The sequence below is a fragment of the Amycolatopsis sp. WAC 04169 genome, from assembly GCF_003947535.1.
In the GTDB taxonomy this organism is placed as follows: domain Bacteria; phylum Actinomycetota; class Actinomycetes; order Mycobacteriales; family Pseudonocardiaceae; genus Amycolatopsis; species Amycolatopsis keratiniphila.
This window is the reverse complement of the sequence record NZ_QHJI01000001.1, coordinates 338,506-353,464: the sequence shown is the minus strand read 5'-3', so window position 1 is coordinate 353,464 and position 14,959 is coordinate 338,506. Positions and strand designations below refer to the sequence as shown.

The following is a 14,959-nucleotide window of genomic DNA, read 5'->3' as shown; positions in this document are numbered from 1 at the left end:
GAAAGGGAACCCGAAATGAAGGAGAACAACCCCATGCAATCCTGGGCAAAGCGCGGACTCCAGACCGCGTTGGTCACGGGTGGGCTGTTGATGCTGGGTACCGGCATCGCTTCGGCTGACGAACAGGTCAACCCCGACACCCCGGCCTCCCCGCTCGACGCGAACGTCACCGTTCCGGTCGAGATCGACAACAACGCCGTTGGCACGCCCCTCGGCCAGGCCGACCTCCCCGGCTACAAGGGTGAGATCAGCACCAAGGCCGTCACCAAGCCCGTCTCGGACGCGCTGGACTCGGCTTCGTCGCCCGGCGGCAGCACCGACGGCATTGCCGGAGGCCTCTCCGGCAAGAACACCGCGGTCCCGGCCCCGCTGGCCGCGAAGGACTCGGCCCGCCAGATCACCGGCGGCCCGACCGGCGGTGGGTTCACCACCACGGACGACATCCTCAAGGGCAACAAGGTCGTCGGTGACGTCGTCGTCCCGATCCAGATCGTCGACAACGCCATCGGCGTGATCGGCGACGCCGAGGTCGAGGGTGGCACGCACGACCAGACCTGGGCGCACAACCAGGACATCGAGACCACCGGTGAGGACTCCAGCCTCGCCGGGAACGTCGTGTCCCTCGACTGGGCGCTGCCCGTGCAGATCGCCGGCAACGGCGGCGGGCTCGCCGGCGGCACCGGCCGCGTGGTCGGCGGTTCCGCCAGCCAGAGCACCACCGAGACCGGCAACATCACCACCGACGGCGAGGGCTCCGCCCTGTCCGGCAACGTGGTGGCCGGCCAGTTCGCCACCCCGGTCCAGGTCACCGGCAACGCCGCCTCCTGGATCATCGGCAACGCCAACAGCTCCGGCTACGAGGCCGAGACCGAAGCCACCTCCGGCGGCTGGATCGAGACCGACGGTGACGACTCCGCCCTCGGCGGCAACGTCGGCGCGGTGCCGATCGCCCTCCCGGTGAAGGTGAACGACAACGCGGCCGCCGCGTGGGGCTCGCTCGCGAACTCCAACAGCAGCTCCTCCGCGGACGCCACCGCCGGTGACACCACCCCCGGCTGGAGCAACGTCCCCAGCTACGTGCAGACCTCCGGCGAGGACTCGGCCGTCGCGGGTAACGCGATCGTGCCGCAGACCGCGGACGTCGCGAACGTCGGCGGCGTGGCCGCCAGCTGGATCGGCCTCGCGAACACCGGCACGGAAGGCGGGACCAGCCAGTCCAGCACCGTCGACGCCGGTGGGTTCATCAGCAGCGAGGGCGAAGGCTCCGCGGGTGGCGGCAACATCGTCGACCCGGCCGTGGCCGCTCCCGTCGAGGTGACCTGCATCGCGGGCACCTACATCGGCAGCGCCAACGTCGCTTCGTGCGAGAACACCGTCGACGCGAACGCCGGGAACGGCACCCACACCACGGGTGACGACTCCACCCTGGCGGGCAACGTCGTCAACACCCAGGCCGCGCTGGCCCCCGAGGTGTTCGGCGTCGCCGGCTCGCACATCGGACAGGCGACCGCCGAGGCGTCCGAGACGAAGACCGTGACCGCGGGTGCGTACGACGGCACCACGGGCAACGACTCGTCCGGCTCGGGCAACATCGTCCAGGTCCCGGCCGCCGTTCCGGCCGAGGTCTTCGGCGTCGGTGGCTCGTTCATCGGGCAGAGCACCGCCTCGGCCGAGGAGACCAAGGTCGTCTCCGGTGGCGGCGGCGGGAACACCGCCGACGACAACGGCTTCCTCAGCTCCAACCTGGGCACCGTGCCGGTTTCGCTGCCGGTGCAGGCGTTCGGGATCGGTGGCGCGTTCATCGGCCAGGGCCACGGCGGCGCCGACGGTGACACCACCTCCAACGCGGGTGGCGACGTCCACGCGACCGGTGACGGTGGCGCGGGCTCGGGCAACCTGGTCTACGGCCCGGTCTCCCTGCCGGTCCAGGCGCACAACTTCGCCGCGGTGCTCGGCGGGATCGCCTCGGGCACGGGCACCAACCTCACCGACTCGAACGCGGGCGGCGACGCCACCGCGAACGGTGAAGAAGGCGCGCTGGCGGGCAACATCGTCCAGACGCCGATCGGTGGCGCGGTCCCGGTGACCGGGCACGGCATCGCCGGCGCGGGCATCGCCGAGGGCGACAGCGTCAGCGACGTCCTTTCGGAGGCGGGCGGCGACGCCACCACCACCGGTGACGAGGGCGCGGTTTCGGGCAACATCATCGGCGCGCAGGCGCTGCCGATCGTGCCGGTCACCCACGACGCGGTCGCGGCGGCCGGCCTGGCCGACGCCGAGGGTGCCAACACCGTCGACGCCCTTTCGGGTGGCGACGTGGAGACCTCCGGTCTCGACGGATCGCTCTCGGGCAACATCCTCGACATCCCGGCCGCGGTCGACCCCGAGGTGTTCGGCAACGCCATCGCGGTGGCGGGTGCCGTGTCCGAGACCGAAGCCGACAGCATGATCACCGGCCAGGCCGGTGGCGACAGCATCACCGACGGCAGCGGATCGGCCCTCTCGGGCTTCAACTTCCACCACCCGCTGGTCTTCGTGATCCCGCTGAACGAGCTCGAGATCCCGATCCTGGCGATCGCGGACGAGAACTCGACCGACTCCACCGTGATCAACGAGGAGGAGTTCACCCGCGCCTTCACCGACTCGGTCGGTTCGGAGATGCCGATCGACGCGCTGCCCGCGCTGCCGTTCGGTGCCCCCGCGGTGCCGTCGCTGAACGGTGCCGGCGCCCTGCCGACCACCCCGGCGATCGGTGGCGCCCGCGCCGACGGTCCCCAGGTGGCGACCCTCCCGGTGCAGGTGGCCGGCCTGACCGCGCTGAAGCAGCTGCAGACCATCCCGGCCCAGCTGCCGAAGTCGGACCTGCCCGAGCTGCCCGGCACCCCGGCCCTGCCCGGTGTCCCGGCCCTGCCGAAGACCCCGGGTCTGCCCGGTGACGCCGCTCGTGCGGACGCCCCCAAGGTCGCGCAGCTGCCGACCCTCCCGGCGCTGACCAGCGGCCTGCCCACCACGGGCAAGCTGCCGGTGCAGCTCCCGGCCGCGGGCAACCTGCCCACCGCGGGTGCGCTGCCCACCGCCGGTGCGCTGCCGGTGCAGCTGCCCACCACGGGCACCCTGCCCGCGGTGAACAGCACCCCGGCGATGCCGACCGCGCAGGTCCCGGCTCTGGCGGGCGTCGACTCGTCGCCGCTGAGCATGTTCCAGCGCTTCATCGGCACCCTGACCGGCAAGAAGTTCCACACCATGTGAACCTGCCAGTCGGCTAGCGCCACTGAATGAACCGAAGCGGGCCCGGGAGACACTCCCGGGCCCGCTTTGCGTGTTCAGCCCCTCGGGGTGAAAAGCGCGTCCTGCGCGGCGCCCATCGCGGTCAGCACCGCGCCTTCGAGCACCGCGCCCCCGCCGACGGTCCCCGCCCGCACCTCGGTCCGCAGCGGTGAGATCTCCGAGAGCCGCCGGCTCACCCGTGCCGCCAGCGCGTCGCCGCCGGCCCGCCCGATCTCCCCGCCGAGGACGAGACAGCCCGGGTCCAGTACCGCGGTGACCGCGGCGGCGCCGATCGCGATCCGCTCCGCGACGATCTCCAGGAAGTCCTCGGCGTTCGAGTCGATCGCGTACCCGATGGCCGCTTCGGCCGCGGCCGCGGCGTCCGCCGGCGACGCCGGGATGCCGTGCGCGCGGGCCAGTTCGCAGAGCGCGGCGCTGCCCGCCAGCGTGTGGAAGCCGCCGTCGCAGTCGGTCGCGGTCGGGAGCCGACCGGGGCCCAGCATCGGCAGGAACCCGATCTCGCCCGCGCCGCCCGACGCGCCCCGCCGCAGCGAACCATCGAGGACGACGGCCGCGCCGACCCCGAAGCCCAGCCACAGCAGGACGAAGGTGTCCCGGTCGCGGGCGGCGCCGAGGCGCTGTTCGGCGGCGGCCGCGAGGTTGACCTCGTTCTCCAGCAACACCGGGACACCCAGCCGCCGCCGGAGTTCGTCGACGAGTTTCCCGTGCCACGCGGGCAATCCCCCGGCGTGCCGCAGCCCGCCGGTCGCCGGGTCGACCAGGCCGGGCGCGCCGACGGCGATCGTGTGCAACGCGGACGCGCCCGCTTCGGCGGTGGTGGTCTTCAGCAGGGCGATCGCCCGCTCCACGGCCTCGTCGGTGTCGACGTCCAGGTCGAACGGCAGCGACGCCTCCGCGCGGGTCCGGCCCAGCAGGTCGGCGACCGAAACGGCGATGCCGTGGGTGCGGACGTCGAGCCCGGCGAGGTACGCGCGTTCGGCGACGATGCCGTACAGCTTCGCGTTCGGGCCCCGGCGGTCCGCGCCCGCCTCGCCGACGATTTCGATCAGGCCCGCGTCCTGCAGGCGCTCGACGAGGTCCGCGACCGTCGGCCGGGAAAGCCCGGTCAACGTCTTGAGCTGGGCGGCCGTCAGCGAGCCCTCGCGGTGGAGCAGGTCGAGGGCGAGGCGGTCGTTGATGGCGCGCGCCGTGCTCGGGGAGGCGGACGGCGTCCGGATGACACTCACCGGCAGATCCTCCCAGAATTAATTATCAGGTTCCCTTCCTGATAGTTTACGCTGACGCCGTCGAGTCGTCTCATGGACCTTGGGGGCCCAGTGACCAACACAATGGAAACCGTCGGCGGGCCGACGCGGCGGGTACGGCAGGCGCGGGTCGCCATCGCCGCCGTCTTCGCCGTGCACGGCGCGGTGACCGGCAGTTTCGCCACCCGGATCCCCTGGATCCAGGAACACGCGGGGATCAGCGCGGGCCAGCTCGGCCTCGCGCTCGCCTTCCCCGCCATCGGTGCCTCGCTCACCATGCCGCTCGCCGCGCGGATCGGGCACCGGCTCGGCGGCAGGCTTGGGCTCCGGCTGCTGCTCGCTTACTGGACGCTGGCGCTGATCCTCCCGTCCCTGGCGGGAAACCTCGTCACCCTGTGTCTCGCGCTGTTCGTCATGGGCACCGCGGCGGGCACGTCGGACGTGCTGATGAACGCCCTCGGCGTCGACGTCGAGGAGAAGATGGGCAAGTCGGTCATGTCGGGGCTGCACGGCATGTGGACCACGGGCGCGCTCGTCGGCTCCGCCGCGGGCACGCTCGCCGCGCACGCCGGATTGGACGCCCGGATCCACTTCGTGATCGCGTCGGCCGTGCTCACCGTCGCCGGCGTGCTCATCTGTCAGGGCGTTTTCGACGTCCGGAGCGCGCCGGACGAGAACCCGCCGCCGAGGTTCGCGTTGCCGCCGAAATCGGCCGTCATCATCGGTGCCGTCGCGTTCTGCGCCGTCTTCGCCGAGGGGGCGAGCCTCGACTGGTCCGCCGTCTACCTGCGTGACGTGCTCGGCACCTCGCCGGGGATCGCGGCCGCGTCGACCACCGCGTTCACCTGCACGATGGCGGTCGCGCGCCTCTCGGGTGACGCGCTGGTGCGGCGGTTCGGCTCGGTCAACACCGTCCGCGCGGGCGGGGTGTTCGCGACCGCGGGTGGTCTCCTGGTCGTCTTCGCCGTCCATCCGGTGATGGCGATGGCCGGTTTCGCCCTGATCGGGCTCGGCGTCTCCGTCGTCGTCCCGCTCGCCTTCGCGGCGGCAGGACGCAGCGGGCCGACGCCGAGCCAGTCGATCGCGGGCGTCGCGACCATCACCTATTCGTCGGGTCTCGTCGCGCCGTCGCTCATCGGCGGGATCGCCGATCTGACGTCGCTGACGATCTCCTTCGCGGTGGTCACGCTGCTGGCGCTCGGTTTGGTGGCGGGCGCCGGCGTCCTGCGCTCCCGCTAGCCGAACTGGAGGGAACGCTTGGCGAGGCCGTGCCAGTAACCGTCGATCACGGTCTCGCCTTTTCCTTCCGAAGAGCTCGCGCCGAGCGAGACGAACAGCGGCGCGAAGTGTTCGATCCTGGGGTGCGCGATGGCCGCGGCGGGGGCCTTGTGCTGGAAGTCCAGCAACGCGTCGAGGTCGCCCTCGCGCAGGGTTTCCGCACCCCAGTGGTCGAATTCGCTCGACCACGACGGCGGGGCGCCGTCGGTGCCGTCGGTCTCGCGCAGCGCGCTCAGGTTGTGGGTGAAGAAGCCGCTGCCGATGATCAGCACGCCTTCGTCGCGCAACGGCGCGAGCTTCCGGCCGAGGTCGAACAGCTCCCGCGGGTCCAGCGACGGCATCGACACCTGCAGCACCGGGATGTCGGCGTCGGGGTACATCTCCACGAGCGGGACGTACGCGCCGTGATCGAGGCCGCGGTCGGGCGCGTCGTGGACCGGAGTCTGGGACGAGCGCAGGAGTTTGCGCACCTTGTCCGCCAGTGCGGGAGCGCCGGGCGCGGCGTATTCCACCTGGTAGTAGCGATCCGGGAAGCCCCAGAAGTCGTAGACCAGCGGCACCGTGGTGGTGGCGCCGAGGGTCAGCGGCGCCTCTTCCCAGTGCGCCGAGACGACGAGGATCGCCTTCGGCTTCTCGAGGTCCGCCGACCAGCCGGCGAGCTGGCTGGTCCAGGTGGCGTCGTCGGCGAGCGGCGGCGCGCCGTGGCTGAGATAGAGCACCGGCGTCATGTCAGCTCCAGGTGTTTGAACTTTCAACTACCAGGATAGACGACGCCAACGGCCTCCGCCTTATTCCCGGGCGAGGTTCGCCGCCATGCGTACCTCGTCGAGCGACCCTCCCGTGTTCAGGACCTGCCAGTGGCGCCGGGTCAGTGACTCGGCGGCGAGGACGCGGTCCAGTGAAGATTCGAGGGCCTGGTGAAGGTGGGCGAACCAGAATCCGATGGGCTTCATGGATACTCCTCAGGCAGACGACAACTACATGTAAAAATGCATGCACTTGGTGAGGACGGGCAATGACGGACGCCGTGGCCGACGTGGAACGCGCGATGATCGCCATCCGGCGAAGCCAGGCGAGGCGATCGCTGTCGAAACTCGCCCGCGACCGCGCCGAAACGATGCCGGACCAGGCGATACAGGGGCTCCTCGATGCCGTCGAAGCGGCCGAAGAGAGCGGCGAACCGGGCACCGTCACCAGCCTCGCGGCGGCGTTGACCATCGACCAGCCGCGGGCGAGCCGCCTGGTCGCCCGCGCGGTCGAGGGTGGTTTCCTCCGGCGCGAAGCCGGTCAGCGCGGCGGCCGCCGCGCCGTGCTCGTGCTCACCGAAACGGGGCGCGCCGAAGTGACGCGGATGCACGAATTCCGCCGCTCGGTGTTCGCCGAGGCGATGGCGGACTGGCCGGACGACGACCGTCGCGACTTCGCGCGGCTGCTGACGGCGTTCGTCCGGAACTACGAGGCGTTCGGCGTGAAGTAGTTGACCAGGTTGCCGTCGGGGTCGCGGAACAGCAGCGACCGGTTGCCCCACGGCATCGTGGTCGGCTCCTGCACGATCTCGGCCAGATCCGCCAGTCGTTCGTACTCGCGGTCGACGTCCTCGACGCGGAATTCGAGGATCGCGGTCCGGTTCGCTTCGGGCACGGCGGCGCCCGCGCCGAACAACCGCATCGTCTCGGCGCTGCCGATCGCCAAGGTGCACGACGGGCCGACGAGTTCGGCGAACTGCTCGGAGCGCCACCGCGCGTCGAGGCCGGTCGCCTGCTCGTAGAAACCGGCGAGGCGGGCGACGTCGTGGGTGATCACACGGACGGAAACGAACTGCACGATGGATCCTTTCGGGTGCCGGAAAGCGGGACACCGGCCACGCTAGGAGCAATACCGGGCAGAATCCGCCCGGTATTCTCCGGCCTGTGACCAGGCCCATCGCCCGTGTGCTCGCCCTGCTGGAGATCCTGCAGAGCGGCGGCACCCGCACCGTCGCGGAGCTCGCCGAGCGGCTGGATGTGGACGAGCGCACCGTCCGCCGCTACGCCGAACACCTCGTCGACCTGGACATCCCGGTCCGCTCGGTGCGCGGCCGGTACGGCGGCTACCGGCTGGCCCCCGGCTACCGGATGCCGCCGCTGACGCTCACCGACGAGGAGGCGCTGGCCGTCCTGCTCGGCCTGGTCGCGGGACGGCGGGCGGGACTGATCACCACGTCGGCCGCGGCCGTCGAGAGCGCGGTCGCGAAGGTCCGGCGGGTGCTTCCCGAAGCGCTGGGCCGCCGGTTGGCCGCGCTGCTGGAGACCGCCGACTTCACCGCTCCGGCCCGGAAAGCCCTGTCGGCCGAGGCCGAAGTCCTGCTCACCGTCGCGGAGGCGGCGCGGGACCGGCGGCCGGTCGGGCTCGCGTATCTCGCCGGTCACGGCGGTGCGAGCGAACGCGTCGTCCATCCCTACGGCGTCGTGGCGCACTCCGGGCGGTGGTATCTGACCGGCTTCGACTCGGCCAGCGGCGAGGCGCGCACCTTCCGTGTCGACCGGATCCGGTCGGCCGAGACGCGGGCCGGGACCTTCGAGGCGCCGGACGGTTTCGATCCGGCCGAGCGGGTGCTGACCGCGCTGGCCGAGACGCCGTACCGGCACGACGTCTCCGTGCGGATCCAGGCGACGCCTGAGGAGATCCGCGCCGTCTTCCCGCCGTCGGTGGCCACCCTCGAAACCGACGGCGACCGGGTGCGTGCCCGCATCCGGTCGCAGCGGCTGGACTGGATCCCGCCGCTGCTCGCCGCGCTCGACCGGCCGTTCGACATCGAACGGCCGGCCGAGCTCCGCGGTCTGGTCGGCGCGCTGGCGGCCCGGCTGGCCGAGCGGGCGCGCTGACCGCTCACTTGCCGCAGAACACCGTCCGGACGAGCTTGTCCAGCGCCGCCGGATACGACGGCAGCGGGTCCTTCGCGGAGTCCCCGCCGGTGATCGACGCGGTCAGCGTCTTGCTGCCGTCGGGCGAGCTGTACATCAGCGAGCCGTAGCCGTTGACGCCGCCGTTGTGGTTGAGGACGGTGCCGCAGCCCGGACCCAAGTCCTGGGTGAACTGCCCGAGACCGTAGAAACCGTAAAGGCTTTCGCTGCCGGGGTGCGTCTCGCGCATCTCGGCCAGCAGCCGGGGCGGGAGGAGCTTTCCGCTCTGCAGGGCGGAGAAGTACGTCTGGAGATCCTTGGTCGTCGAGATCATGTCGCCCGCGCTGGAGATCCACGACGGGTTCTGGTGGGTGACGTCGATCGTCTTCCACTGGCCGGCGTCTTCGTAGCGGTAGTAGGCGTGGGCGTACGGCTTGGGCATCCCGGCCCACGCCCCCGGCGAAACGGTGTCACGCAGCTTGAGCGGCCGCAGGATCCGCCGGTCCAGCTCGTCGGCGAAGGGACGGCCGGTGAGCTTCTCGACCAGCAGCCTGGCCACCACGTAGTTGGTGTTGGAGTAGCTCCAGCCCGCTCCCGGTGCGAACACCGCGGGCTTGGACACGGCCAGCCGCACCAGCTCCTCCGGCTGGTAGGTGTGGAAACGCTTGTCCACCCATTCCTGTCCGGCCCACGGGATCCCCGGCGTGACCGTGCCGTCCGGGTGGTACTGGCCGGTGTGGTTGAACAGCCCGCTGGTGTGCTGCAGCAGCATCCGCACGGTGATCCGCGGGTCGAGCCCGAACCGCGGGAGGAGACCGGCGACCGGGGTGTCGAGGCCGATCCGGCCCTCGGCCACCAGTTGCAGCACCAGCGTCGCGGTGAAGTTCTTCGTCGTGCTGCCGACGCGGAAGTGGCCGTTGGCCGGCGGCTTCGCGGTCCCGCCCAGCTCGCGCACCCCGGCGCTGCCGGTCCACTCGCCCCGCTCGTCACGGACGCGCAGCTGCATCCCGCCGAAGCCCGCGTCGACGAATTCCTGGGCTGCCTGCCGCAGTTCCGGGCGGTCCTGGCCGGCGGAGGCGACGGGCGCGGTGACGCCCGCCAGCAGCGCGGCGGCCAACGCGGTGAGACCGATGCGGCGGAAGGTCTTCAGTGTCTTGGTCATGGCGACCACGTTCGCGGGCCGCGCTGACACGGGACGGTCACGGCGCTGACATGGGAGTCTCGATCATGGACGAATTCAGGTTCGAGCAGGACTTGGTGCGCGCCCTGCTGCGGGAACAGCATCCGGATCTCGCGGAGCTCGAACTCCGCGACGTCGAAGGCGGCTGGGACAACCAGCAGTGGCGGCTCGGACCGGAGCTGGCCGTGCGCCTGCCACGCACCGACCGCGCGCCGGAGTTGTTGCGCGGCGAGCAGAAATGGCTTCCCGTGCTGGCCGGGCGCCTGCCGCTGCCCACTCCCGTACCGGTCCGGATCGGCGAGCCTTCGGCCCTGTTCGAGCACACCTGGACGGTCACGCGCTGGGTCGAGGGCGAGCCTTCGGATCGTGCGCCGATCACCCGTCCGGATGCCGCCGGGACACTCGCGGGCTTTCTCGCGGCACTGCATCAGGAGGCACCCGCGGATGCCCCGGTCAGCCCGACGCGCGGCATCCCGCTCGCCGAACTGCGCGACGGTTTCGACCAGGGGCTGGAGTTCATCGAGGGTGACGCGAACACCGACTCCGCACGGGAGATCTGGGACAAGGCCCTCGCGGCGCCCGCGTGGGACGGGTCGCCGATCTGGCTGCACGGCGACCTTCATGCCGCGAACGTGATCGTGCGGGACGGAACACTCGCCGGGGTGATCGATTTCGGCGACCTGTGCGCGGGCGATCCCGCGACCGACCTGTCGGCTGCTTGGCTCCTGCTGCCCGAAGGCACGGCGAGCCGGTTCTTCGACGCCTACGCGGTCGCGGACGAGGCCACCATCGCGCGGGCCCGTGGCTGGGCGGTCCTGCGCGCGCTGCACCTGATCGGCATCGGTCGCAACGGCAGGCTCGGTCGCCCCGGCGGAAAGCCGACCTGGGAGCCGGCAGCCAGGGCCGCCCTCGAACGCGCGTCAGCCTGAGACGCGGGCCTCGATGCCGTCGAGGAGGAAATCGAGGCCCATCCGGAAGGTCTCGTCGGCGTCGAGGTGGACGGCGTCGCGGACGACCGTGGCCAGCGCGGGGAGATTGCCGCCGGCGAACGCGCGCGTCAGATAGGGCCCGAGCGTGGCCTGCCACCGCTGCTCGTCCAGCCCGGTGGCCCGTTCCGCGCGTCGTTCGGCGATCTCCCGGCGGACCGCGCCGATCGTGTACGCGTTGACCGCCGAGACCACCGGCATCGCGGAATCCACGCCGACGTCGCCCAGCGCCGCCATCACGGCCTCGGCGGTGGCCAGCGCGTGCGGGCCCAGCTGGGGCCTGCCGCCCAGGAGGTCGGCGAGCCATTCGTGCCGGTGGACGGCGCGGCGCATCGCGTCGGCGAGCGACCGCAGCACCTCCCGCCAGCCGGCCCCGGTAGGTCGGATCTCGGCGTGGGCGGCGTCGACCATCAGGTCGAGCAGCTCCTCCTTGTTCTCGATGTAGCCGTACAGCCGCATCGGGCCGACGTCCAGTGCGGTCGCGATCTTGCGCAGGGACACCGCGTCCAGGCCGTCCGCGTCGGCGAGCCGGATCGCCGCCCCCACGATCAGCTCCCGGCTCAACGGGGCCAGAGCGGGCCGTTCCGGCGGCTCCGGCCGCTCCCACACCACCATGGCGGTGACAATACAACGCATCGATCGATACAGTGTATTGACCAATACACTGTATCGAGAGGTGTGAACCATGCCCATCGCCATCGTCGGAGCGGGCCTCGGCGGCCTGGCCCTCGCCCGCGTCCTGCACGTCCACGGCGTCGAGGCCGTCGTGTACGAGCGGGAGTCGTCACGCGACGCCCGCGGCCAGGGCGGCATGCTCGACATCCATGCCGACACCGGGCAGCGGGCGCTGCGCGAAGCGGGCCTGAGCGACCGGTTCTCCGCCATCGCCCGCGGCGAAGGCCAGGACATGCGGCTTCTGGAACCGGACGGCACCCTGCTGCTGCAGGAGGACACGCCGGACGACGCGCCTTTCGAGCGCCCCGAGGTCGACCGGGCCGATCTGCGTGACCTGCTGCTGGATTCGCTCCCCGAGCACACGGTGCGTTGGGGGCACGCGTTCGAATCCGCCGGTGACGGCGTCTTGCGCTTCGCGAATGGGCGCAGCGCGACGTACGACCTCCTGGTCGGTGCCGATGGCGCCAACTCGCGCGTGCGTGCCTTGCTCACCGACGCCCGTCCGGCGCATCTCGGCCACAACCTGGTGGAACTCCGCATCCCCGACATCGACCGCACCCATCCCGGCCTCGCGGCGATGGTCGGGCGCGGCACCTACTGGGTGCTCGGCGACGGGAAATCCCTCGCGGCGCAGCGCAACGGCGACGGCACCGTTCGCGTCGGCCTCAGCTTCTACAACACCGCCGAGGACTGGTTCGCCACCAGCGGGATGCCGCTCGACGATCCGGCCGCCGCCCGGAAGTGGCTGATCGGGCGGCTCGACGGCTGGGACGCGCGGTTCATTTCACTGATCGAGGCCTGCGACGACGTGGTCGTGCCGCGGTCGGTCGCCGCCCTCCCGGTGGGCCTGACCTGGCCATCGGCGCCGGACGTCACCTTGATCGGCGATGCCGCGCATCTGATGCCGGCGGTGGGCGAAGGCGCCAACATGGCCCTACTCGACGGCGCCCTGCTCGGGCTCGCGCTGGCCGGGCGGCCGGACGACTTCCCCGCCGCCGTCAAGGAGTACGAACGCGAGATGTTCGACCGCACGAGCGCCGCCGCCCGGATGTCCGAGCGGGTCCACGAACTCCTGACGGCACCGGACGCTTCCCGGAAAATGCTCGCGTTCTTCCAGCAAGATCGAGACCAAGGTGCTAAGAACGAAAACTGATTTCGTTCATAGCCCGCAGGAGCCGAGATGCCGAGCCCGTTCGCCACGCAGGGCCTGCGGAGAACCCGCTCTACCACCGGCTGAGCACCCATCCCGAGGAGATGGCCAGCGCCGAGCAGCGCTACCCGCCGTACTCGACCGGCTCATCGACATCGTCGCGGCGGGACTGATCAAGGAGTGACCATGCGCGAAGGTGTACTGGCCGGGGGCGCCCCGTACTTCGAGTTCGGCACGGGAAGCCCGCTCGTGGTTTTCCGGACGGTGCTGCCCGACTCGGCCAACCCCACCGGCGTCGCCCGCTGGGCGGAGGTGCGGTCCCTCAAACCGCTGGCCGCGCGGTTCACCGTGCTGACGGTCGGCAGGAGGCCGGGCCTCGAACCCGGCGTCACCATGGCCGATCTCGCCGCCCACCACGCCGAAGAGCTGCGGGAACGGTTCGACCGCCCGGTCGACGTGCTCGGCGTGTCCACGGCCGGTTGCCTGGCGCTGCAGTTCGCCGCCGACCACCCCGGCCTGGTGCGACGGCTGGTGGTCGGGGCCGCGGGCACCCGGCTCGGCTCGACCGGCCGCCGCGTCCAGCGCGCATACGCGGACCTCCTGGCCGCCGGACGGCACCGGGCGGCGGCCATGGCGCTGGCGCCCACGGTCGCGGAAACCCGGCCAGGGCGGGCTCTGCTGGCCGGGCTGCTGGCACTGACCTCCGGCCGCCCGGCGGACCCGAACGGCATGGTGGCCATGCTGCGGGCGGAAGACGCCTTCGACATCGAAGACCGGCTCGGCGAGATCACCGCGCCCACCTTGATGATCGCCGGCTCACTGGACGCCCTCTACCCGCTCGAACTCGCCGAGCGGGTGGCCGACAAGACGCGCCGCGGCGATCTCAAGGTCTACCCGGGACGGCGGCACCACACCGTGATGAGCGATCGGCGCTTCACCAAGGACGTCTTCGAGTTCTTGCTTTAGCCCCTTTCCGCACGTGTGGCCAATTCCGGGCTGATCAACCCGAGCCACGCGTCCTGCCGGTCGGCGAGCGGGCCGTGCAGGGGCAGCGGCTGGAACCTGCACTCGAAAACCAGGCCCGCGTCGCTCCCGTCGCCGCCGACGCGGTGGCACCAGCTGTCCGGGCCGGTCGCCGGCGCGCGCAGCTGGAAGTAGGTGGTGCGTCGCGGTCGGCCGTCATGCGGGTGTGCCTTGCCCTCGGTGGTCAGCGAGCCGACGACGACCGTTTCGGTCAGTCCGGTTTCCTCGAGGACTTCTCGCCGGGCAGCCTGGCCGAGGGGCTCACCCGGGCGAACCCCGCCGGCAGGGACCTGCGTGCCGGCTTCGGGCATGCCTTGGTGCTCGAAGACCAGGAGTTGCAGGCCTGCCTTGTAGCGGAGGACGTAGGCGGCTACCCGGATCCTTGGTGGCTCGTTGTGCACCCGAGGATTGTCCGGGTCCCTGTAGGGTCCCACCGCGCCTGACATGTTGATCTTCTGCGACCTGCGGTTTTGCTGGTTGTCTCACGGCGGCTTCATCAAGATCAGTCTCAGTGTCGTGGCATTTCTTCGGGGTGGCAGTGCAGGATCGCGTTGATCCCCAGTTGGCTGAGTCGATATCGCTGGTCGACCCGACAGCTGCAGGCTGTTCCGGCCGCCAGGCTGATATCACAGCGGGTCTGGCAAGACAGTGTCTACTGATGGATTGTCCACGCCGAGCTCCGCGCGAACTTCCTGCAGGAACGTGTCCTTAGCCCGCTCGGCCTTGCGCATGGCCATTGACCGAGAGGGTCTGTCAACCCCGTCGGTGCTGATGCTGATGTGCGCGCCGAGCGTCGCCCTCATCAGGTCATCGGTGACTGCCCGGATTCGGGGCGATGCCAGGATGTCGACGGACGCCCTGCACGACGCGGCAGCTTGGCGACGCTGGCTCATATATGCCTCGAACTCGTCGGTCGGTTCCTTGCGCTCCAATGCCTCCACATACTTCAGCAAGGTGCCCAGGTACTCGTCGGACTCTTTGAGCAGGCCGGTGTAGGTGTCCTTCCGCTCCTGCGACCAATGCAGCGCGATCGCGTGGGCGCGGTCGGCGGCCACGCGATCGCGCTCCCGCTGATGCCGCAGCTCCTCCCTGGCCGCTTCCCGCTGCCACCGCCGGTCTTCCCGACGACTGTTGATCAACTGGCCGGCGACGACGCCGACCAGGCCAATAATTCCAACGACAATCGGTACCCAGACCGAGACCTGACCAGAGGGCATAGTTGGCAATCTATCCAGCGCTACCGCCGTATGTCC

15 protein-coding genes are annotated in these 14,959 nt (G+C 71.0%); 7 read left to right on the top strand and 8 right to left on the bottom strand.

Features of this window, described 5'->3' with window-relative positions; genetic code table 11:
• Positions 1 to 33: 33 nt before the first annotated feature.
• A complete protein-coding gene (locus tag DMC61_RS01740) occupies positions 34 to 3,249 on the top strand; it encodes a PE-PGRS family protein (protein ID WP_125686280.1) in 3,216 nt (1,071 codons plus the stop codon).
• A 74-nt stretch (positions 3,250 to 3,323) separates the two neighbouring features.
• On the opposite strand, the gene DMC61_RS01735 is transcribed toward DMC61_RS01740, so the two are convergent.
• Entirely contained in the window at positions 3,324 to 4,514 is a 1,191-nt protein-coding gene (locus DMC61_RS01735; RefSeq protein ID WP_125686278.1) for an ROK family transcriptional regulator, read from the bottom strand.
• Between the two features lie 90 nt (positions 4,515 to 4,604).
• On the opposite strand from DMC61_RS01735, the gene DMC61_RS01730 reads away from it, so the two are divergent.
• Positions 4,605 to 5,771 (top strand): MFS transporter, encoded by a 1,167-nt coding sequence (locus tag DMC61_RS01730; protein WP_125686276.1) that lies wholly within the window; start codon positions 4,605 to 4,607, stop codon positions 5,769 to 5,771.
• Here DMC61_RS01730 and DMC61_RS01725 read toward each other — a convergent pair.
• Positions 5,768 to 6,538 (bottom strand): dioxygenase, encoded by a 771-nt coding sequence (locus tag DMC61_RS01725; RefSeq protein ID WP_125686274.1) that lies wholly within the window; start codon positions 6,536 to 6,538, stop codon positions 5,768 to 5,770. The two genes, DMC61_RS01730 and DMC61_RS01725, sit on opposite strands and share 4 nt — an antisense overlap.
• 60 nt (positions 6,539 to 6,598) lie before the next feature.
• Positions 6,599 to 6,763, bottom strand: a complete 165-nt coding sequence (locus tag DMC61_RS01720) for a hypothetical protein (RefSeq protein WP_370456381.1) — start codon at positions 6,761 to 6,763, stop codon at positions 6,599 to 6,601.
• Between the two features lie 62 nt (positions 6,764 to 6,825).
• Between DMC61_RS01720 and DMC61_RS01715 the strand changes: the two genes are divergently transcribed.
• Positions 6,826 to 7,287 (top strand): MarR family winged helix-turn-helix transcriptional regulator, encoded by a 462-nt coding sequence (locus DMC61_RS01715; protein WP_125686272.1) that lies wholly within the window; start codon positions 6,826 to 6,828, stop codon positions 7,285 to 7,287.
• On the opposite strand, the gene DMC61_RS01710 is transcribed toward DMC61_RS01715, so the two are convergent.
• Positions 7,263 to 7,634 (bottom strand): VOC family protein, encoded by a 372-nt coding sequence (locus tag DMC61_RS01710; RefSeq protein WP_125686270.1) that lies wholly within the window; start codon positions 7,632 to 7,634, stop codon positions 7,263 to 7,265. The two genes, DMC61_RS01715 and DMC61_RS01710, sit on opposite strands and share 25 nt — an antisense overlap.
• A gap of 86 nt (positions 7,635 to 7,720) precedes the next feature.
• On the opposite strand from DMC61_RS01710, the gene DMC61_RS01705 reads away from it, so the two are divergent.
• Positions 7,721 to 8,674 (top strand): YafY family protein, encoded by a 954-nt coding sequence (locus tag DMC61_RS01705; RefSeq protein WP_125686268.1) that lies wholly within the window; start codon positions 7,721 to 7,723, stop codon positions 8,672 to 8,674.
• Between the two features lie 4 nt (positions 8,675 to 8,678).
• Here the strand turns inward: DMC61_RS01705 and DMC61_RS01700 are convergent, their stop codons facing one another.
• Positions 8,679 to 9,854 carry a serine hydrolase gene (locus DMC61_RS01700; protein WP_125686266.1) on the bottom strand — a complete coding sequence of 392 codons (1,176 nt, stop codon included), beginning with the start codon at positions 9,852 to 9,854 and terminating at the stop codon, positions 8,679 to 8,681.
• A 65-nt stretch (positions 9,855 to 9,919) separates the two neighbouring features.
• On the opposite strand from DMC61_RS01700, the gene DMC61_RS01695 reads away from it, so the two are divergent.
• Positions 9,920 to 10,801 (top strand): aminoglycoside phosphotransferase family protein, encoded by an 882-nt coding sequence (locus DMC61_RS01695; protein WP_125686264.1) that lies wholly within the window; start codon positions 9,920 to 9,922, stop codon positions 10,799 to 10,801.
• Here the strand turns inward: DMC61_RS01695 and DMC61_RS01690 are convergent.
• Entirely contained in the window at positions 10,793 to 11,473 is a 681-nt protein-coding gene (locus DMC61_RS01690) for a TetR/AcrR family transcriptional regulator (RefSeq protein ID WP_125686262.1), read from the bottom strand. The genes DMC61_RS01695 and DMC61_RS01690 overlap by 9 nt on opposite strands.
• A gap of 70 nt (positions 11,474 to 11,543) precedes the next feature.
• On the opposite strand from DMC61_RS01690, the gene DMC61_RS01685 reads away from it, so the two are divergent.
• Together DMC61_RS01685 and DMC61_RS01680 are read left to right on the top strand one after the other, a co-directional pair.
• Positions 11,544 to 12,686 (top strand): NAD(P)/FAD-dependent oxidoreductase, encoded by a 1,143-nt coding sequence (locus tag DMC61_RS01685; RefSeq protein ID WP_125686260.1) that lies wholly within the window; start codon positions 11,544 to 11,546, stop codon positions 12,684 to 12,686.
• Between the two features lie 183 nt (positions 12,687 to 12,869).
• Positions 12,870 to 13,649, top strand: coding sequence for an alpha/beta fold hydrolase (locus tag DMC61_RS01680; protein ID WP_125686258.1), 780 nt, complete (start codon positions 12,870 to 12,872; stop codon positions 13,647 to 13,649).
• On the opposite strand, the gene DMC61_RS01675 is transcribed toward DMC61_RS01680, so the two are convergent.
• Entirely contained in the window at positions 13,646 to 14,107 is a 462-nt protein-coding gene (locus tag DMC61_RS01675) for an NUDIX domain-containing protein (protein WP_199749866.1), read from the bottom strand. The two genes, DMC61_RS01680 and DMC61_RS01675, sit on opposite strands and share 4 nt — an antisense overlap.
• 225 nt (positions 14,108 to 14,332) lie before the next feature.
• A complete protein-coding gene (locus tag DMC61_RS01670) occupies positions 14,333 to 14,923 on the bottom strand; it encodes a hypothetical protein (RefSeq protein ID WP_125686254.1) in 591 nt (196 codons plus the stop codon).
• Positions 14,924 to 14,959 lie beyond the last annotated feature (36 nt).